The organism is Acinetobacter sp. Swhac1, assembly GCF_013390985.1.
GTDB lineage: Bacteria > Pseudomonadota > Gammaproteobacteria > Pseudomonadales > Moraxellaceae > Acinetobacter > Acinetobacter towneri.
On record NZ_JACASN010000015.1, the window covers coordinates 55,429 to 76,208 of the forward strand.

Annotated in this window: 11 protein-coding genes and 5 pseudogenes; 5 read left to right on the top strand and 11 right to left on the bottom strand. The window is 36.4% G+C overall.

The genetic code is table 11. From position 1 onward, the window contains the following. Window positions 1-95 precede the first annotated feature (95 nt). The 4 genes from HX743_RS09320 to HX743_RS09335 form a co-directional block, all read right to left on the bottom strand. Window positions 96-1,286 carry an MFS transporter gene (locus HX743_RS09320; RefSeq protein WP_131261381.1) on the bottom strand — a complete coding sequence of 397 codons (1,191 nt, stop codon included), beginning with the start codon at window positions 1,284-1,286 and terminating at the stop codon, window positions 96-98. A 293-nt stretch (window positions 1,287-1,579) separates the two neighbouring features. Continuing rightward, a complete protein-coding gene (gcvH, locus tag HX743_RS09325; RefSeq protein ID WP_096902550.1) occupies window positions 1,580-1,954 on the bottom strand; it encodes a glycine cleavage system protein GcvH in 375 nt (124 codons plus the stop codon). 71 nt (window positions 1,955-2,025) lie between these two features. Then, window positions 2,026-3,054 carry an AraC family transcriptional regulator gene (locus tag HX743_RS09330; RefSeq protein ID WP_004973729.1) on the bottom strand — a complete coding sequence of 343 codons (1,029 nt, stop codon included), beginning with the start codon at window positions 3,052-3,054 and terminating at the stop codon, window positions 2,026-2,028. Window positions 3,055-3,281: 227 nt separating this feature from the next. Further along, window positions 3,282-5,141, bottom strand: coding sequence for an ABC transporter ATP-binding protein (locus HX743_RS09335; protein ID WP_178319063.1), 1,860 nt, complete (start codon window positions 5,139-5,141; stop codon window positions 3,282-3,284). A gap of 420 nt (window positions 5,142-5,561) precedes the next feature. On the opposite strand from HX743_RS09335, the gene HX743_RS09340 reads away from it, so the two are divergent. Continuing rightward, window positions 5,562-6,020 carry a DUF2147 domain-containing protein gene (locus HX743_RS09340; protein ID WP_136143933.1) on the top strand — a complete coding sequence of 153 codons (459 nt, stop codon included), beginning with the start codon at window positions 5,562-5,564 and terminating at the stop codon, window positions 6,018-6,020. Between the two features lie 190 nt (window positions 6,021-6,210). On the opposite strand, the pseudogene HX743_RS09345 reads toward HX743_RS09340, so the two are convergent. From HX743_RS09345 to HX743_RS09360, 4 genes and pseudogenes are all read right to left on the bottom strand, one after another. Further along, window positions 6,211-6,900, bottom strand: a pseudogene (locus tag HX743_RS09345) (ISNCY family transposase); the annotation flags it as partial. 379 nt (window positions 6,901-7,279) lie between these two features. Beyond that, a complete protein-coding gene (locus HX743_RS09350; RefSeq protein WP_136143948.1) occupies window positions 7,280-10,468 on the bottom strand; it encodes a tyrosine-type recombinase/integrase in 3,189 nt (1,062 codons plus the stop codon). Beyond that, complete coding sequence (locus HX743_RS09355) at window positions 10,452-12,722, bottom strand: hypothetical protein (protein ID WP_178319064.1); 2,271 nt, start codon at window positions 12,720-12,722, stop codon at window positions 10,452-10,454. Before HX743_RS09355 ends, HX743_RS09350 begins: the two co-directional genes overlap by 17 nt. Further along, complete coding sequence (locus HX743_RS09360) at window positions 12,709-13,146, bottom strand: hypothetical protein (RefSeq protein ID WP_178319065.1); 438 nt, start codon at window positions 13,144-13,146, stop codon at window positions 12,709-12,711. The genes HX743_RS09355 and HX743_RS09360 overlap by 14 nt, the downstream gene beginning before the upstream one ends. Window positions 13,147-14,278: 1,132 nt before the next feature. Here HX743_RS09360 and HX743_RS09365 point away from each other — a divergent pair. Further along, window positions 14,279-14,566 (top strand): hypothetical protein, encoded by a 288-nt coding sequence (locus HX743_RS09365; RefSeq protein WP_136143945.1) that lies wholly within the window; start codon window positions 14,279-14,281, stop codon window positions 14,564-14,566. Between the two features lie 198 nt (window positions 14,567-14,764). On the opposite strand, the gene HX743_RS09370 is transcribed toward HX743_RS09365, so the two are convergent. After that, window positions 14,765-15,514, bottom strand: coding sequence for a metallophosphoesterase (locus HX743_RS09370; protein ID WP_178319066.1), 750 nt, complete (start codon window positions 15,512-15,514; stop codon window positions 14,765-14,767). Between the two features lie 581 nt (window positions 15,515-16,095). On the opposite strand from HX743_RS09370, the pseudogene HX743_RS16530 reads away from it, so the two are divergent. Then, window positions 16,096-17,731, top strand: a pseudogene (locus tag HX743_RS16530) (HNH endonuclease). A gap of 78 nt (window positions 17,732-17,809) precedes the next feature. Beyond that, window positions 17,810-17,983, top strand: a pseudogene (locus tag HX743_RS16385) (SAM-dependent methyltransferase); the annotation flags it as partial. Between the two features lie 17 nt (window positions 17,984-18,000). Here the strand turns inward: HX743_RS16385 and HX743_RS09380 are convergent. Continuing rightward, window positions 18,001-19,091, bottom strand: a protein-coding gene (locus HX743_RS09380) for an IS4-like element ISAba33 family transposase (protein ID WP_125625403.1) whose coding sequence is annotated in 2 segments (ribosomal slippage) — window positions 18,001-18,551 and window positions 18,551-19,091 — 1,092 coding nt in all. Because the reading frame shifts where the segments join, the coding sequence is not laid out codon by codon here. A gap of 89 nt (window positions 19,092-19,180) precedes the next feature. Continuing rightward, window positions 19,181-20,329: pseudogene (locus HX743_RS09385) on the bottom strand (IS3 family transposase). Between the two features lie 115 nt (window positions 20,330-20,444). Here HX743_RS09385 and HX743_RS09390 point away from each other — a divergent pair. Then, window positions 20,445-20,780: pseudogene (locus HX743_RS09390) on the top strand (cation transporter); the annotation flags it as partial.

Sequence of the window (20,780 nt, forward strand, 5' to 3'; positions counted from 1 at the left end):
CTGAAATTTCAGGTTTTTTGGGTGGGAGAGTATTTAAAAATCAACTCTTCTTAGATTAGTTTTTAAAATAACAATTCTTTTGCTGCTATTAAAAACTAAGCCTGAATATCTGCATTAGGTTGTTTAGCCACAACAAATTTATAGAAAATTAAACTGATTAAGGTCACAACAGCACAGAGCAAATACGCTGCGGTATAGTCATAACCCGCAATAATCCAACCTAGAATTAACGCGCCTAAGGCGATACCAATATCGTAACAACAAAAATACGTAGATGTGGCATGACCAATACGATCTTTAGGGGAGCGTTGAATTGAAATGGTTTGCAGGCAAGGTTGGGCAGACCCGAACCCTACACCAATTAATGCAGCAGCCAACATAAAACCGAATACACTGTGTACCTGACTCAAGACAATTAATCCTAAAGCAAATAATATAATTGCAGGATAAATCACATAACTCGCCCCTTTACGATCATAAATTTTGCCTGTAATTGGGCGCAAAATCATCATCGAAACTGCAAATATCACGAAGAATAAACTCGCATAAGACAGCATATTGCGTGATTCTGCAAAGGTGGAAATAAATGACATAATACTGGCATACGCGAAAGAAACCATCATCGCCATGAGTGATACAGGAATTGCTTTTTTCTCTACAAAATCTTGAAGCCCTAATTTACGTTTAGGTGTTGTTTCAGTTTTTACTTTTTGGGTCGCAATTGGAATCATTAAACAGAAGGCGAAACCTACCCAAACACTGACGGATAGTAAGGTAGAAATACTGGCATAAGAAACACTTTGAATCAGACTTAAACCAATTAAAGGTCCCAATACAATCCCTAAATTTACTGACACCAAAAAATAGCCCATACCTTCACCTTTGCGACTGTCTGGAATAAAGTTATTGGCAATAGGGACGGTAACTGTGGTGACAATGCTGAACCAAATCCCATGTAAAAAACGCAGTACGAGTAGAAACAGTAAACTATCTACAAAAATGTATGCCACGCTACACAGACAAAACATGATTTCAGAAACATATAAGGTTTTCTTTACACCAAATTTTTCAATAATCAAACCGCTAAATGGGCGAATCGCGATTGCAGATAACATAAACAAAGTCATGGCTAAACCTGCCTGTGACAAGCTACCACCCAACTCATTCACAATATAAATAGGCAAAATTGTCGTTTGCGCAAAATAAAATATGAATAAGAACAAGTTATTGAATAAGCAGAGAATAAACGACTTATTCCATAAATGTTCGACATTTATAGCTGACATAACTTAAACCTATATATGGTGAGTGGAGTAGCGTGCAATGTGTACTTTGTTATACAGATGCTTTGTTATTGGAAGTCATCACACAGTAAGATCATGCAAAAAATAATAAACCCATTTATGTGAAAAGTATAGTTATTTAATAAAATTAAAACTAAAATTAGATTTTAATTCTATTTTTTTAATTGTTTTATCAAATAAAGATAATTTTATTTATTTCGCAAATTGCAATGCAAAAAAATCAGCCGAAGCTGATTTCTTTGAATTTGAGCGATCAAACACTACAAATTTAAGGCTTATAAGCCAGATTCATAGTCCGCACTTGATAAAAGCTGTTCCACATCTGCCATATTGTCTGGCTTGATTTTATAAATCCAGCCTTTGCCATACGGTTCATCATTTACAAAGTCAGGGTCATCGTCTAAATTGCTATTTACTTCAACTACTTCGCCTGAAACAGGGGCGTGAATATCTGAAGCTGTTTTAACAGACTCAACCACACCTGCTTGTTCACCCGCAATTACTTTTTGACCAACTTCAGGTGCTTCTACATAGACCAAATCGCCTAAAGCATCTTGTGCGTGGTCTGAAATGCCTGTGACGACCAAATCACCTTCAATACGCACCCATTCATGTGTTCTTGCATATTTTAATTCCGCTGGGTGATTCATTTGATAACTCCTTAAATTGTATCGAATCTTTTTGCCATGTTTTATACATGCTTTTTGCTAAAAACAAAAGTTTATAAATACGGATCTTTACGCCAATTGCTCGGACTGCGTCCACTCCAGCGTTTAAAAGCACGACTAAAATTTGCCACATCGCTATAACCCAATTCATCGGCAATTTGTTCTAGCGTGTAGTCTGTACGGGAAAGCAGGGAAGTTGCATGCCGATAACGTACTTCATCGACCAAGTTTGAAAATGAAGTACCTTCTGCAGCCAGTTGACGTTTGAGTGTGCGGTCGGACATGTGTAGATAGTCGGCAACATTTTCAATGCTTAAATAATGCTGTTCTGCGTGGGTTAAAATATCACGTACTCGCATAGAAATGCGGCGACGTTCACCTAAAGCAGAAAGTTCGGCTTCACATTGATTAATCGCAATTTGACTGGCAATAGGATCGGCATTAATCATTTTTAAGCCTAGATATTGCTTGTCAAAACTTAAACCTAAATACGGCTGATCAAAACGGAATTGATGATAAGGAAATTTCGAAAAATACTGATCAAAACCTGCAGGTTTAGGAAAGTCAAAATCGACTTCACCTGTAAAGTGTTCGGTACCTGTCATGGCTTTACTCATGGTAATCATGCCAATAATTAAAGCGATGGCAATTTCTGTGCGTAAAGGTTCCATGTGAATATCACACTGCAATTGCAGACTGGCTTTTTCACCAAAAGTTGAGAAAAACAATTGTAAAAAGGGCATACGCAGTTGAATAAAACGATTGGCTAAAATCAACGCATCACTAATTTCATGCGCAGTCATAATCGCATAGCCAATAAAGCCATGAATGGAAATGCGCATTTGCGTACCAAGATGATAACCGAGCGTCGATTCGCCTGTAAGTTTTAAAGCATGTTTAACCAACTCATTGGCAATAGGTGTAGGAATACGACATTCTGGGTCTGCCAACATTTCGCTATTGAGTTGAAATGGTGCAAATAAGGTATCTGCGTTATAACCCCAACGGGATACAACATCCAAAACCAATAAGCCATAAACCCCTGGAACACCTTGTTCCTGACGTGCTGATATTGTTTTCATGCATGTTCCATTGCATTTGCTAATTTTATTTTAATTTGCCTTAGCGACTGTCATCTATGCATATCTTAGTTTGCCAAACGGCGACATAAGAACGTAGATGACATATTGCATCTTGGCATGAAAATTAAAGAAATTCTATGGAAATTGTTAGACAAAACAGGCTTTGACTATATGCGATAAATCTGCATTTCATCAAAGCCTGAGTTACAGCAAAGTTGCTGGAGATGCTAATTTTTATCAGTCGATGGTTTTACGATTTTATCTTGTTCAATTAAAAAACCACCTGTTTGACGCTGCCAAAGTTGTGCATAAATTCCGTTCATAGCCACCAGTTCATCATGCGTACCTTGTTCTGCAATACGTCCTTGATCGAGCACAATTAAACGATCCATTTGTGAAATGGTAGATAGTCTGTGTGCAATCGCGATTACAGTTTTACCTTGCATGAGTTCATCGAGGCTCGATTGAATTGCCGCTTCAACCTCAGAGTCGAGCGCACTGGTGGCTTCATCTAAAATTAAAATAGGTGCATCTTTTAAGAAAACACGGGCAATGGCAATACGTTGACGTTGTCCACCTGAAAGTTTAACACCCCGTTCGCCCACGTAGGCTTCATAGCCTTTTTTGCCACGTAAATCGGTCAATTGTGGAATAAATTCTTCGGCTTTGGCTTTGCGTACAGCTTCAAACATTTCTGCATCAGTCGCGTCAGGACGACCATATTTAATATTTTCAGCCACAGTACGGTGTAATAGCGAAGTATCTTGAGTGACAAGTGCAATATTTTTACGCAAACTGTCTTGGGTTACATCTTCAATATTTTGCCCATCAATCATAATTGAGCCGTGTTTGAGCTCATAAAAATGTAAAAGCAATTGAATGAGGGTCGATTTACCTGCACCCGAACGTCCCACAATACCAATTTTTTCGCCTGCACGAATATGCAGATTAAACTGGTCAATCACGTTTTTACTATTATAGGCAAAACTGACATCTTTAAACTGAATTTCGCCTTGAGCAACTTGTAATGGCTTCGCATTGACTTTGTCTTGAATCGCAATTGGACGTCCAAGAGTTTTCATACCATCTTGAATGGTGCCGACATTTTCAAACAGGGCAGAGGTCTGCCACATCATAAACTCGGCAATACTGTTGAGTTTAAGAATCATGGCTGTGGTGGCTGCAATAATCCCCAATTCTGCACGACCATTTAACCACAGCCAAATTGCAGTACCTAAAACGCCTACATACAACACCACGCTCAGTAAATTGATGCTGATTTCATATTGAGCGCCCAAACGCATTTGTTTATAAACCGTCACCATAAATTCTTGCATAGATGCTTTGGCGTATTGGCTTTCACGGCCTGCATGCGCAAACAATTTTACGGTTTGGATATTGGTATAAGCATCGGTCACACGTCCTGTCATCACTGCACGTGCATCGGCTTGTTCATTAGATACTTTGCTCAAACGCGGAATAAAATAAGCTGCTGCAAGAATAAATAAAGCCAACCATAGCAATAACGGCAAAATGAGCATTGGAGAAATTGCGCCCAATACCAGACTAATCGTAATAAAGTAAATGAATACATAGGCAAGCATATCGCCCAAAATGACCCAAAACTCACGTACTGCTAAGGCGGTTTGCATGACTTTGGCAGAGAGTCTTCCTGCAAAATCATTATGGAAAAAATCCAGACTTTGTTGCAACATTAAATTGTGGAAACGCCAACGCAAACGCATTGGAAAACCACTGTATAACATTTGATGCTTCACAATTGACTGCGCACTGGCAAAAAAGATATTGGCCAATAAAATACAAAACAGCAAAGTAAGGTTCTGCTGATGTTGCGCAAGGAAAGTATCTGGCTGACTTTGACTAAGCCATGTGACTAAATCGCCAATTTTTGCATATAGCAAAGCTTCAAAGCTGGCAGCGCCTGCAGTACATAAAACCAATAACAATAAATATGGACGTACACCTGAAGCTGCTTGCCAAACAAAGGCAAAAAACGTGGTTGGCAAGGGTTCGGTCAAACCTTTATTTGGATAAGGATCTATAAGTTTCTCGAACCACTTGAGCATACGATGTTACCTTGATGACTAAACCTAAATTTAAAGATAGATAAATTTAAGACAGTAAAAACAAAAACTTAGGATAAAGTTAAGAGCATTCCTGTGAATATTTCTTAACTTATAGTGATACAGCTTGTAGGTCTAGTTTACGCCATAACACAGCAAATGTTGAAAGAAGAAATATAGATGATTAATTGGCATACAAAACCACGTTACAGATTCACTTTTATGCATAAAGCTGCAACGCATCAAAATTCATCTACCCATAAAAAGCGTATTGGTTCACATTTTTAATGATATTTCATCGAACCAATAGCATATAAATATTTAATTTTTATGAAAAATTTATTTAAACTCAACATTGATTGCTATAATCACGCCCATTTTTAGCACAACCGTGCTGTAAATTGGTTTTAAGTTGATATTTTTATGATGCGTAACTTTTTAGGTGCAATTGCACTATATTTGGGATTTATTTTTCCTGCTCAAGCCATGCCATTTGATCCATTGATTGGTACATGGAAAGTCATTGATGATCATAAAGGGCATTATGTTGCAGAAATTGTGATTCGTAAGAACTCTAAAACTTCGGAATATAGTGCTGTAATTACTCGAAATTTGTTATCGGTAGGCACAATTCAATTAGAGGTATGCAGTAAATGCCAAGGCAACTTAAAGAATCAGCCCATAAAAGGCATGCAGGCATTAGAAGGCTTAGTGGCAAATTCAAATCCGAAACAATTTTCGCAAGGACAATGGATTAATCCGAAAGATGGTTATGTCTATAAAATTGATGCTCAATTAAATGCGGCGAATAATCAAATGAAAGTATATGGCAAAGCCAAGAGCGCGAATGCGATTAGCACGATGACTTGGAAAAAACTTTAACAGATTGTACGGCGTATTTTTGAAGCTACTTGATTGAAAGATTGAGTAGCTTTTTATCTTTTTGTGAATGATAAGGTAAATTGAGATACCGAATACTTAAAATAACTTAATACATATCAATTACTTAATATTTATTTGTTATTCACCAATTAAAATGTCTATGCGATAACCCATTTAAAATGTCCTGTTTTTAACTGCAAGAGTCAAGAACAGGATTTAAATTTCTTTGTTCAATAACAACTTTCTGAGCTTTACGACTCGGCATACTTTTCTTGGCACGGGAACTTTTATTTTGTTTTTCCAACTCTTCATGTTGTTGCTGGATATGGGCCAGAACCGCACCTAATCTTTTATTCTCAACTACTTCATTCTGCTGCAGTCTAGCCAGTTTATTGAAAATACTGTAGTTGATCTTCCGTCCTTCGTGCATGATGGCCACAGTACCATCTGGATACTCTAAAAATGTTATGTATTGCCCAACAAGTTTGTGGTTCAGTGTTGTTGGCATAAGCATATAAATACACTTGTCATACGTGATAGTCAGATTCTTCGTGACCTTACGCGGTTCCTGCCAGGTAAAAATATCCTCTAGCTCAGCATCAGATTCCGTTAAAGGTCGATGCAAGTTCTTCGAGTTTCTCGCACACTTGGCAAACTTCTGATTGAACTGCTCAATGAAGCAGGGCAGCCAAGCATTGGCCTCGGTAATTGAGCAGATGCCTTCAAAACGCATTTCCTTGATCAGGCGATCCTGCAGAGTTCTGTTGGCGCGTTCCACACGTCCTTTGGCCTGTGGTGAGTTGGCAAAGATAATATCGATGTTTAATTCGTTGAGAATCCTGCCAAATTGCGTGATCTGGCTGTCTTGCTTGGATTTCTGATAGCCCGATATTAGCAATAGTCACCAACATAATATACATTAAATTGTATAAATTGCTGTGTATATAAGTACAATAAAATAAACAATTTACGTTTTCAAATATTTTTTATTGGAATTAATTTTTATTAAGATCGTTTAATTGTGGTCACATAAGTTTTTAAAAATTTACCAAATTATCACCAACATAATTTTGTGATGATTAATTAGGTAAACCGAATGGTAAAAAATCAGGTTGATGGAATTATATATGGCCAGCCTAGGCTTTTATCAGCATTAATTAACTGTATAACCCCCAAAAAAAATTAAAACAGACACTCACCATTAAAACTTAGGTGTAGCACGAGAGTTAAGCAGTATCCGTTACGATGATTTATTGAAGTCATTTTATTTCTAACTGCAATTGAGCAGGCCTACCAATGCAAGCCAGATGTAAACAAAATTTAAAAGCCGGTAGTGCTTTGCCTTGTTTTAAGGAATATAGCTGTAAGCGTGCATTATTTTCTTTTGTTGTTGGGTAACCTTCTAGTTTCTGATTTGCCTTGGCAAGTTTGAGTAGATTCGGCGTAATTTCTTTGTTTAAAAAATTAACCATATCTATTCCAAGTAAATGCCACATGTTGGCAGGAAACAGATCTTTGGCCGCATAGTAGAATTTTTCCAGATTCTGAATATTTTTCCGCGTTGAATGTAAACCTGTATGTGAAGCAGTTACGTGATTAATAAAGAATTCTAAGACATACCTAATATTTTCAGGTGACTTTTGATAGCAGGCTTGTAGATGGTTAAAAAAATGTGTTACCAATAAAAGGTCCTCATTAGTATCAATCATTGACGGTTTGATGTATTGCAGTTCGGTTATATGAAAAAGTCTTGGATTGTTTTTTCTAGATTTAAGTTGTTTGAGTTGGATTGCATTGTCATACCAATACTTGATGAGCTCATGAGATAGGCAAAGTTCTTGTGCTACGCGCTCCGTATCATATTTGTATAACTCTAATAAGCAGAGTGCCTTATAAAATAGATCAAGATCGATTTTAGATTCTGGAGTCGCGACAAAATAGTCAAAAATACAATGTTCTTGCGTTTGATTTACCTCTAATTCTGCATGTAGTGTGTGAGCATTGCTCGCTATCCATTTTTCTTGATTGTTTAGAAGGAGTTTACAGAGCGTTGTAGCATGCATTTCAAAATTGAATTCAGACTGATCATTGAGCGATTTTAGAAAATGTAACTCTTGTGTTGAATTGCTTATCCCCAGCATTTTCTTAACCAAACCATTGCTTAGTAATGGGCGATATTTGGAAAATTGATAACCTGCAATAAAGTAAGCTACATGAATATAACTTTTAAAGGTCTCGATGGGTTCGAGATGCCCCAAAAGATGTGCGATGATAATCCAATGATTTTGATCAATTGAATTACGTAATAACTCAGCCCTGAGCTGATTATATTCAACTTCCGTATAGTCTGTGAGGCTATCAGACAAAAAATGATAATCACATTTAAAAATTAATGCTAAATGATTTGCTGCAGAATGTCTAAATGAATGAAATGTATAGTGATGTTGCTTGAATAACTGATCCATAAAATTTTTAAAGGGTGCAGTCAGCATGTGCTGGCTGAGTTTCTTATTCTCATTGAACTGACTGAATAAATAATCATTCGGTTTTTTTGTTAACCGCTGTTTGACAACATATTGATGAAATTGTTGATACTCAGATGCTTTGAGTAAGCAATACACGGGCACGCTACGTTGCGCGCTGTCAGTCTTTAATCTGTGTTCATTGCCTATTTTTTCTGACCCATATGGCTTGACCAATAATGATATTCTGTTTAATCCTTCAGTATCTTTGATACGTAAACCAATCATTTCATTAATTCGCATCCCAGTTCTGTAAGCAAGCGTATAAATAAGACTAAGATTTTCATAGTCATGTTGAGAGATGATATTTTGTAGATGTGCTTGTTGAAGTTTTTTGATTAACAGTTGAAATGTGACTGGGCTGATAATACGTGTGCGTGGTCTGGTTTGTTGATCCAGCGTCTCTAAAGTGAATGCTGGGGCATCGAATAGTTGTTCTTGAAATTGATGAAAACGTTTGAGTGTTTTTACAATTTGAGCAGCCGATTTTTTAACAGTATCTTCGAGCAGACTTTCAGCAATACAGTTATTTTGATAAATCTGTGCATATATTTTTTGCAGGCGTGTTTCTTCATCGTCCTCAGAAAATTGATATTGTAAAGAATAGATTAGCCAAGGCTCACCAATTCGAGTGTAGTATGTGTAAATTGAGCTTTTGGCTAACTGGCTATTGTTGGAAATGATTTTAGCAAAAATTGTAGCGCAAAAATCAAATCTCTGAGCTAGCAGATCTATATCTTCTTGAGGTGGTTTAAAGAGACTAATTAACCACAGGGTGATTCGTTTACTGTATTCATTAAAGAGTTTTGCATTCTCCATACAATAATCGATCATGAGTTGATAGATTGGGGCATCTGTTTGGCGAAGACGAATAATTTTTAATAAGTCTTTATGAATTTTTAGTACATCTTTTAGTGCATCTTGCTCATGATGCAAATAAACAGTTTGTGGAGGTAAATTCTTAGACTGATGAATGACTTCAGTAGTGAGCTCATGCTTATATTTAAATTTTGGTTGCACAAAACGCTCAAACTCTTGTTCGGGTAAACCACAACTGAGTAAATTCCCGATGAGGCATTCAGAGAGCGCCGGATCTATATCTACGTTGGGAAGCTGTAACCAGTTGTAGCGAGCATGCTGAAGTAAATGCAATAAGCTATTTTTTTTAAACTTTTTCTTTATTTTTCGAAAGATATACTCAAGATAGCCCTCTACGGGAAGATGAACATGTCGAATATCTCTCAGATTAAAATGTATTAGCCACAGACGTGTGACGGGGTCTGGAATAAAATTTCTAGATTTTCGAACAGTATATTCATCAATAAAAATATCGCCATAATGATTAGAATGGGATTCTAAAAAAAGAATATTAAGGTCTTTATAATGGCGTACTTTTACTGGATTTCTGAGGTGTTCAAGCAAGGCATTAAGTTCAGCTTTTTCATTTAAGCCACCAAATAGAATGGCAGACAATATAATATTGCCCACGATTTCCTCATTTGAGAATGAGTCACAGCTTTCAGCCAATTCCCAATAATTATAAAGCTGTTGTACGAGGTCATTTATTTCATGACCATCGGCATTCCAGCTCATGGTCACGATAGGCTTATCTCTTTTAATATCTAAAACAGCATGAGGCAGCTCTAAATCCAAGCGATGCTGAGCATTTAACTCTTTGATGTAATCTTCAAAAAAATCATATGCAAACTTGATCCACTTTTTACTCGTAGAGTTTTTCTTGATGTGGCTATAAACCTCGCCGTAATCACCTAGCAAATGTGGATTCTGATCAAACTGCTGTTCTGAAAAATATTTGCGGAGTGAAGCATGAACTTCATTTTGAATTTTTTGTTCATTTAATTGTCGAGTAAGTTCTCGTTTCTTTTCGGCAAACAGTTGATCTGCTTTTTTAAGCGATGAGGACATTTAAATTCACTCCAATAATTTCAAAATATTCCTGCATTTCATTTAAATGTGTTGCGAGCGCGCGATATTGGTTCAGAGACAAACTAGAAAATGGATGTGCGGCTTCCTGTTGGAAGGCTTCATGTCCAAAAAGTGCAAGTATTAAAGGCTCGGGGATTTGTTTGTTGGTGAGAAAGGCACGTGTTGTATGGCGGTGCCAGTTGGGATGTGCTAACCCAACTTCAGGATGAAAGTCACGCACATTGGAAGGTGTAAGCGGAGTGAGTGTGCCATTTTGTAAAAGATTTAACAGAGGCTGTTCATTATTAAATATGGCATCAATTTGGGCTGAGATTTCGCGGTTAATCGCCATGTAATGTTGTTGGATATGTTCGAGGAAACGAAGATATTTCTTTAATTCACCGATGAGAAATGCACAAAGTGGAATCAAGCGTCCAAAGCCACGTCTACCACCGACCTCTTTGTCAGACAGCATAATTGTCTGTTGCTGAAAACTTATATTATTCAAAAAACCTGGAAAGTCCCGAACAGGTCGTGCAGCGGTAAACAAAAGTAGGATATGCCACATCCAAATGCTATAAGCATTAAAACTTTCTACCCAGTCGTTATCTGAAGTCGTATAAATTTTGGTGTAAAGATAGAAAAGGATGTCCTTTATGACATTTTTACTTGGTGCTTTTTGGCTACCAAAGCAGATGGACTGATCACTATAGACAATATCACCGTAGTCATTTTCAGCGAGCTGTGTACATAGTTCAGATAAAACTTTGACATAATTTTTTTGTAATTTATTTACATTGTAATGGCAGTAAGAGCTTGAAGAAGAGTGACTTGCATCTACACCAGTGATGATGTCAGCAAGTTGCCTATTGCCTGTTTTTTGCAAAATAACATGATGCAGTAATGAGCTAGTTTTTGATAAGTTCAGCTGAGGAATTTTGACTTCATCTTTTATTATTCTAATTTTTTTCTTTAGCTCATCTTCAGTGATGATTGGTTCTGCTTTGATACGATCAATAAAGTGATTTGGGATAGGGATATCTAAATGAACGGTGTTATTGATCAGTGACTCCGGATATTCAAACGTTGCATCTTCAAAAATGCTGAATTTGGTTGAGAGATAGTATTGGTCACTTTGCAATTTAATGACTTGGCGATGATTTAATCTTTTTACACGCCTTTTTTGAAAATTTAACCAGTCTTTAAAGCCAACGCCTGTGATTAAGCAAAGTAATACAACGAGCACGCTTTTATCATTATGTTTTTTATCATCATGATACAGGTATGTAATTAGGTCAGAAATAGTATAAACACTTGGGAGTAAACAACTTGCAGTGAGCAAATGATCTTGTCGTTGCATATGTTTTGGAATTAACGAAAGTGCCATACGTTGGGCATTTTTAGAATGTCTGGCAAGTGGTGTAATCTGATCTGCTTGAACAATAACAGCGGGGTCTTCTTGCTCGTCAAGGGCTTGCTCATTAGCTAAACCTCTATTACTTTTTTTAGTCTCAATGATTTCGTTAATAGTTCCATCGGTATCCCATGTACGATATTGCAGTTTACTATCTACACTTGATTTGGCAATTTTTGGACGGCTTTTTAGTACATAATTGAATGCAATACGTAATTCATCACAGAAATTTTTCTGAAAATCATTTAGTTCTTGATCTGCTTCAGGTTGAAGAGCAGACTCTACAAATTGCTCTAATGATAGAAATAAAGCAGGGAATTTAAGAGTTAAGAATGCTTGATAATCTAATGCGTGAGCATCTTTTTTTTTTGCAAAAAAAGACTTGTTTGCAACGCGGAAACGCTGAAATAAGCGCTTAATCGTATTGAGATGCTCTGTATGTTGTTTTTCAAATAAATCTGGTTTGATCTGAGGCAACGCTAATAAATATAGTGCTGCTTTAAGGACGAGCACATTCCAGGTGAGTAGTTCCGTGTGCGCATGATAAATGCTGGCAATACTGTTGATGTAATACGTGATTGGGGAATCACCAATTTTAGATTTTCTAGACGCTTGAAGAGTAGCGGGAATGCGAGGTGGTGAACTTGTAGAAATATCAAACTCAATCTCACTGAGAACAAGCCCCTTAAGATAATCTGAGCAGTCATGGTAAACCAATAGATCTGCGATAAAGTTAATATGTGCATGAAGACACAAATCCTCTGCATTAAAAAGCTTTTTTAATAAGTCTGATAATAAAATTTTGGGTTGAGGAAGGGGCTTAGTTTCACTTTCGTGCATATGAACAATTCCAAAAATCTGTTGGATTTGGTGAAAAATCATTTTGATTTAAATAATGATCGACGACTTTTGATTGCTTGCTGACTTCGTCAAGTAGATGCTGGCGACGTGCATGGATTTTTCTGTTTCTATTGTGGAGTTGTGTATGGCTAAAATTGAGTAACTTACCAAGCCCCTCAAGACTGAGCGTTTTATGTGCTTTGAATGAATGTAAGCGATTAAAGTCGAGTAAAACTTCAGTCGAAATATATCGGTTGATCGCTTGCTGAAGATGCTGCGGATTTAAATTGTGTATATCAAAAGTATTTGCTTGCAAAAAACTTAAGAATTCAAAGCTTGCATAGCGTTTGAGTTGTTGTTGTAAGTTGGCATCAGATGGGAACGTATATACATGTAATTCCTGAGGTGAAGGCGGAAGCTTCATGTGATGCAGGTACAAATCAAAATTATCAGCGATCCAGAAATTGGATATTCCTGCTGTAGACCAAACATTGAGTTTGTTTGATGCTAAACGAAAATGAGAAGTTAATCGTAGAGCTCGAAAGGCCATGTGATAGCAGTGATGAATGCCAGCAAAATCTGGATGAGTGTTTAATGCGAGTTTAGAAAGATCTCGCTTGAAGATAATTTTGGGGTTATCAAAATTAAATGAACATTCAGAAGTTACTTGTTTACGCGTTCCACGGCACATATTTAGATTATTAAAATATAACTATGATACATTTCTACTATTTAACTGTTTACTTTTCAAGTAATCTAACGGTATTTATTGTGTAAGTGTAGAAAAGTAGACACAATTTAGATTGTTGGTGTGCATAATTTAATTTGGTTCTATTTTTATTAGTAATATTTTTAAGCTATTACCGAGGTTGGGGTTGATTGATTGTATGGCTGTGATTCCTACTACAAAGTAGTAAAAGCTAGATCATAAAAATTAGGGCTAATTCAGCAAAGTTGTGCACTAAACTTGATTTGGTGTATCTGTCTTTTTTTGTAACATCATGACGCCATGGGACTTATCTTTGATTGGAATGCTATGGATTGAGGCAATGGGGTCTACATGCAAAAATGACAAAACTTACCTCATGTAGAAGAATTTTCCCCTACAACACAGCATGTTGATATAGACAAGCCTGTATCAGTTGTTCCTAGCACTAACGTAATGAATACTTAATTACTAGTCACTTACTATTAAAGGGGACATTGATTACATAGATAGGTTTTAGAAAACGAATGTGCCGAGGTTTTCTGCAAAATGTCTATAACTGTGTGATGTTAATGATGAGGATTAGGGGGGTAGTGGAAGCTAGAAGTAATGGTGTTCTAATTTTAGAAGTTGGAGCTGAGATTTTTAAACCAATGTGGTTATTTATTGTTCTAATTTAGCCAATTTCTGGCAAAGTCCAAAATTTATATTCTCCATAATGATCCTATCTGCTTACTGTTGAGCAGGGTAAATATCAAATAAGGAGATAAGAAATGAGTAAAGCTGGCTGGCCAAGTACCACAGGAAACCCTTCAGGTGGTGGTCGTGATAATAATCCGTAGGTAATATGATGATTAAATTATTGGTTTCTGAAGCGAACGGAAAATACCTATACGAGCCTAAAACTGTGGCTGAAGTTGAGCATATTCTAGGTGCTGTTGTTCTATTAAGACGGCCGATTTATTCACTCGGTTTAGGCTGTGTGATTAATGTGTTTAGAACAGCCCAAGCTTTAAATATTGGGCTTGAAATTGGGGCAGATAAGGATAACTGGAGTTTTATTCTTCGTCCTGAGCATAAATTTAACCCAAGCGCAGGGCGTGCATTTGAGGATAACGCTCTGCTTTCATTTTTTTAATCGAATTACCTTGGATTTTATGGATGTCGAGTAGATTTTTAAGTATTTGATCTGCAATTTTATTTTTCCAATCATCTTCTGGTTCTAAAGTAATCGACATGAGTTTCTCCTAGTTCATTGTGTAGAAGCTAAATCAACAGTCCTATAGGTTATATGATATTGAAGTTAGTTTAGATTGTTTCAATACGAGTATGATACTTAAATTTCGATGATCAAATTTTCTCTAAACCCATTTTTTCCTTGCTCCTGAGGATACCCTAAAGGGTTGATCACTAATCTGCATCCATCGACTACAGTATCAATTGATGTATGCGTATGTCCTGAAATCCATAACTTAAAGCCTTTGACATCTAAATCATTAATAAAATAGGGGTTAAGGGCTGATGCAACAGGGTGCTTACCCCAATAAGGATCAAGACAAGCTAAATGCGGTGGAAAATGCGTAATAACGATCACATGATCTTGGCCTCTAAACTGCATAATATTTTGATGATATTTTTTAAATAGTTTTATGTAGTCATTAGTAGTTATAGTTCGGTTATCACTGCCAAACATGATTTGATCAAAATCGGAAATCAATTGTTCAGCATATTTTTGGGACTGTAAAAGTATCTCTGGGGATGTAAGTGGTGAGTTAGAGCGAAAGTTCGTAAACAGCGTGCCACCTACAAATATTTTATCTTGTATTTTGATATGGTTATCATCAAGTAGTGTATTTTCAGGGTAATTTTCTTTCAAAAAATCTACGACTGAACTGTAGTTAGAGCTGTAGTAATCATGATTGCCCAAAACAAAGATAAATTTTTTATTCAGCGTTTTACATTTTTCGGCAAACTCAATTGCACCACTTAAACGATTAGAAAAATCCCCAGCGTGGATAATGACGTCAGCTTCATCTGATAATGAATATTTCGAATTGTGAGTATCCGATAAAATTTGCAGTTTCAATCTACTTCCTTTATTAAATCACGCTGCTTAAATATATAGAATTTCATTGCGATCAGTTTACAGCAACTAGATATTGTAGAAATTATAAGATACTTATCTGTATTCTTAAGCCTCTAAAAATATAGGTAATTATTTTTGAATCAATTGATTAAATATTAATCATAAAATTTGACCAATTGAATTTATGCACATAAGATAAAGATGTTACAGCAAATTCTGTGACCAGGCGTGGAAACCTGTTACTCAACGAACTTGAGAGTCACTTTTAGTGGCTCTTTTGTGTCTACATGGCGCTTTTATGGTAAGCCAGGTAGGGCAGTCTTTGACTGGCCGTTTCGTTGAGCGGTATTTCCACACCCTATTTGGTTTGCCTCCATCTCGTGGAAAGGATGTTGGCAAACGACAATCTATCAACGAGGTTTAAAATGCGTCTTTATACTATTTCTATCTGTTTTTTCTCTAGCAAAAAGATACTTCTGAATTAATGAATATTTAATTCATTAATCACTAACTTTAATTTTAATTACTTCTAATTTCGTAATTTTACGAGATATAGAGAAGTATTGCCTAGAGAAAATAAAATGGCCCGTACTAAGCTTTTAACCAATATTATTCAAAGAAAAATGATGTTGCTTGACGAAATGTCGCATTCAAATCAACACCAAAATTTTGAAATATCACTTTATGATTTCGCCCAGCACGAGATCCTAGAAAAATTATATAAGGCAGACAATCAACGTTCCACAGAATGTTGGAGCCCTGATGAAATTGAGGAGTTTATTCTAGATTGTTTGAATGATCGTAATGTCAATTTATGCATTCGCTATTGGAGGGATGTTGCTGGCAATATTTATATCATCGACGGTGGGCATAGGATTTCAATTATTTATGCTTGGATCAAAAGATTCTTTATTGATGAGCAGGTAATAGGAGCTCCTAAATTCACGCCGTCACAAAAGCGAGATATTCGTCAGATTCGTCATCGATTAGGTGGATTAGCTGATTTTCAAGAGTTATGTAGTGATTCTGAGTTTCAGCAAAAATTAAAATCAACCAAAATTAATTTTATTGAAGTAATTGGGACACCTGAGGAGGCTCGGAAAGCCTTTTGTTCGATTAACTCAGATACGAAACGATTAGATCCAGATGAAGAATATCATTTACAGAATAGGGGGAGTGATGCTTTTTATGTGATTTATGCGTGTTGTTATATAAATGACAATAAATCTAACTTAGCTGAACTAAAATACGAGCAGATAAATGAATTAATTGCTTTGGGGGAGCAAATTCATGATCACCTTTTTAAGATAATACTTTTTCGAGCCGGATTTAACACACGGTAAAAAAATCGGCTTGGTCAATGAACTCCTGAATATCATGTTTGGTGATACTAGTCAGAATACTGTGAATATAGACCAAGGTCAGCGTGTAGAAAATTTAATGCTGAAACTTAGAGTTGTGCTGTGTCGTATCGCTACACCACCGATTAGTGTTCGGATTCCAAGTTTGGGCTTACACCCAAAACTATATTTTTATAAAGATAATCGTTTTCAAGTGACATCCTTTTTGGCCTGGTTCTCTATCGTCTGTGAAATTGAAGAAGGCTGTTTTGAAATACAGAATAAAAAGATAGATTTTATTGGATTTACTCGAGCACGCCGTGGTGTTGAAAGTTTAATTGAAAAAATTCCTGTGGCGATCAAAGAAACTGTCGGTAAGTTTGGTAGCGGGATCAGATCACATGAGCGATTGAAGAACGTGTATCAAGCCTTTATCTGTATTGGACTAAATATGGATTTAGATTTTGACGATGAAATTTGTTTGAACACCGTCATTCTTTCGATGAGTCAATCATTTGATTATATTAATTTTAACGATTTTTACCTTGAACGTTTTGGTGGCGATTATGATGAGAGCATTGTGGATGATGTTGTGAGCTTTGTGAAATCAGTAAGACCATCAAAGAAGAAAAAACCTCTAAATTTTTCACTCGCGACCAAAAGAAATCTTTATCAACGTGAGGAAAAGAAAACATGGAGCTATTGCGAAGTATGTGATAGTGCTCTATACGTTAAATCGACTGAAGTAGATCATCGAGAATCAAAAGCAGCAGGTGGCTATGGCATTCTAGAAAATGGAGCAATTATTCATCCTATATGTAATCGTTTCAAGTCAGATCGTACTTTGGAAGAAGTAAGAGCAGATTTATTTGACTAAAAAGATAAGGGAGCAAATGCTCCCTTATCTTTTTGTTTTTTAGTAGACTGGGGTCAGTGTTTAGCCTAAGCCTCAATTATGAAAACAATAGATTATTACAACCAATATGCGGATGAGTTTGCACAAGCAACGTTAAACGTAGATATGGAAAGCCTATACCAACCATTTTTAGCTGAGTTACCAGAAAGAGCTCGTATCCTTGATGTGGGTTGTGGCTCAGGGCGTGACACGTTGGCTTTTTTAAATAAAGGCTCTGTACACGACAAATTTCATAGGACCCTTGTCCTATCAGGCTTTTTCTTTCTTAAAATTGCTAGCACTTTCTTAAATTCTTCTTTTTTTCCAAAACCAATCAAACGTAGAATAGCCATTTGAACATAGTCCAAACCGTAGCGAAATAAACTTACTGAAAGTCGTCCATGCTTCTTTATTTTTATCGCTTTTTTCCGATCATGTTGCCATTCACCTGTTAAATAGCACCAACAGAAACCGATAGCTAGCACTGCTATCAATTTCTTGACTCGTCTAGGGTCTGTTAAACGAGTATTTTCAAGATTGAATCCACGTCCTTTGAGACAACTAAATAACGTTTCGATTTCCCAGCGTAATGCATAATCACGAATAGCAGAAGCATTAAACATAGGAGAAACAACAAGTAAAAGTTCTCCATCTTCTAATCGTAGCGCACTAATATACAGTTTCACTCGACCAACCCAAATACGTCGTTTACGACATTCAGTTTGACCAACTTGAAGATGACGAAATAAATCACTAATTTTATGATTCTTGGCTAAGTGATTGGTCACAATGAAGTTTTTTTAACACGTATACAGAAGTTAATGTCATTTTCAATTAACCATGTAAACCATTTCTCACCGATAAATTCTCTGTCTGCAAACACATTCACAATACGATCTTTACCAAAAATGGAGATAAAGCGTTGAATCAAAGCAATACGCTCTTTTGTATCTGAATTTCCACGTTTATTGAGCAATGTCCAAACAATGGGTATCGCTATTCCACGATAGACGATGGCTAACATCAAGATATTGATATCTCGTTTTCCCCATTTCCAATTAGTTCTATCCAAAGTTAATTGGACTTTATCGAATGAAAATATATTGAAAATTAACTGAGAAATTTGACGATAATCGAAATACTGATCTGCAAAGAAGCGTTGTATACGTCGATAAAATGATTGTGGTAAGCACTTGATGGGTAAGGCTTTAGATGCAGAAGAAAGATTACATGTCTGTTTTACAATTAATGCAAGCATAATCAGTGTAAAACATTTTGCATGTGACTTGTTCCACTTTAGATATTTGTTTAAGATGAGATGTAACTCATTGAAATGTGTCATCATATTCGTCGTCAGAAAACAAGTATTATGCCATTTTTTCAATGAGTTGATATGTGCTGAATTAGCAGGAGACTTTCACTTGGGATATGCTAGGCAGCTAACCGATAAAAGTTCTCTGCTATTTGATTTGGCGTTTTAAAATCCAAACTCTTTTGAATTCTTCGCTGATTATAAAATAACACAATGTATTTTGTAATATCTGCTTTAGCTTCATCTCTGGTTTTATAGTTGCAATGATGCACTAATTCATTCTTGAGTATGCCCCAGAAACTTTCAATCGGTGCATTATCGTAACAGTCCCCACGTTTGCTCATTGAACCTTGAAAATCACATTTTTCCAGTATCTTTCGATATTCATGGCTGCAATATTGGCTGCCTCTGTCCGAATGAATAATTAAGCCTTTCGTTGGTTTTTGATTACGAATCGCCATAGTCAGTGCATTGCAAACAAGTTGTGTGGTCATACGCTCATTTAAGCTATAGCCAACCACTTGTTTCGTGTACAGGTCTTTTACTGCTGCCAAGTATAACCAACCTTCAGCAGTCCAAATGTATGTAATATCGCTTGACCATGCAAGATTGGGCTTAGTCATTGAAAACTGTTGCTCTAGTAAATTTGCGTAGATCGCTCGATTATGATCACTCTTCGTAGTTCTTTTGAAACGCTTATGACGCTTACAATACAGCTGGTTGAGCTTTTTTATTTGACGTACAGCATACGTACTGATTTTGATACCTTGCGCTTGTAAATGCTTAGTTAATCGAATATAGCCATAGCTTTGTTTAGTTTCCTCATGAGCTATTTTGACCAAAATTGTCTGTTGATTTCGCTGAACCAATCTTTTATTCATGCCTCGTTTTAGCCAATCATAAAATCGTGACACTGAAACGTGAAGTAATCTAGCCATAAAGCTAATCGGGAATAAATGTCTTTGCTGTTTCATATAGGCGTACCTTACTGACTTTCTTTCGCAAAGTACGCTGCTGCCTTTTTTAGAAATTCACGTTCCATTTCAGCTGTTTTGAGCTGTTGTTTGAGCTTTTTATTTTCTTCGAGTAAGGCATTTATTAGTGCCTGCTAAGGTGCCAGTCTTTGCTTTATTATTCCAATTTGAAAGAGTTTGCATTGAAATGCCAAGTTGTCTGGCTGTTTCCGATACATTGCCTTGATTGGCTTCAATCAATTTTATTGCTTCAACTTTAAATTCTGCAGTGTAAGTCTTCTGTTTCTTGCTCATGGTAAACTCCTGATGAGTGTCTATAGTTTACCAAGTTAAAACCTCCTGTTTTCTCAGCACACATCAAGTTATCTTTTTTTGTCGTGTACAAAGAATTTTTTTAATGGGTATAATTATGAGTGGTTGTGGATGTAGTAAAGAAACACCATGCGAAGATAAGAAATCTCAACAAGAAAATCATCCATCAATTGCAGAAGCAAACAATTCAAAGAATTGTGATAATACGCTTAGCTGTTGTGGTGAAGAGGAAGAAAAAAAATCTTCATCTCCTTGCTGTAACACTTCAAACAGTTGTGAAGATACCGCTCAATCCTGTTGTGGTTCTGATCCCAAAGAAAATTTAAGCACTGAAGACGTTTTAAAAGATTCGCACTACATGAGTGAATACTTAGTTCCCAAAATGGATTGTTCTGCGGAAGAACAGATGGTTCGTATGGCGCTATCTTCAATT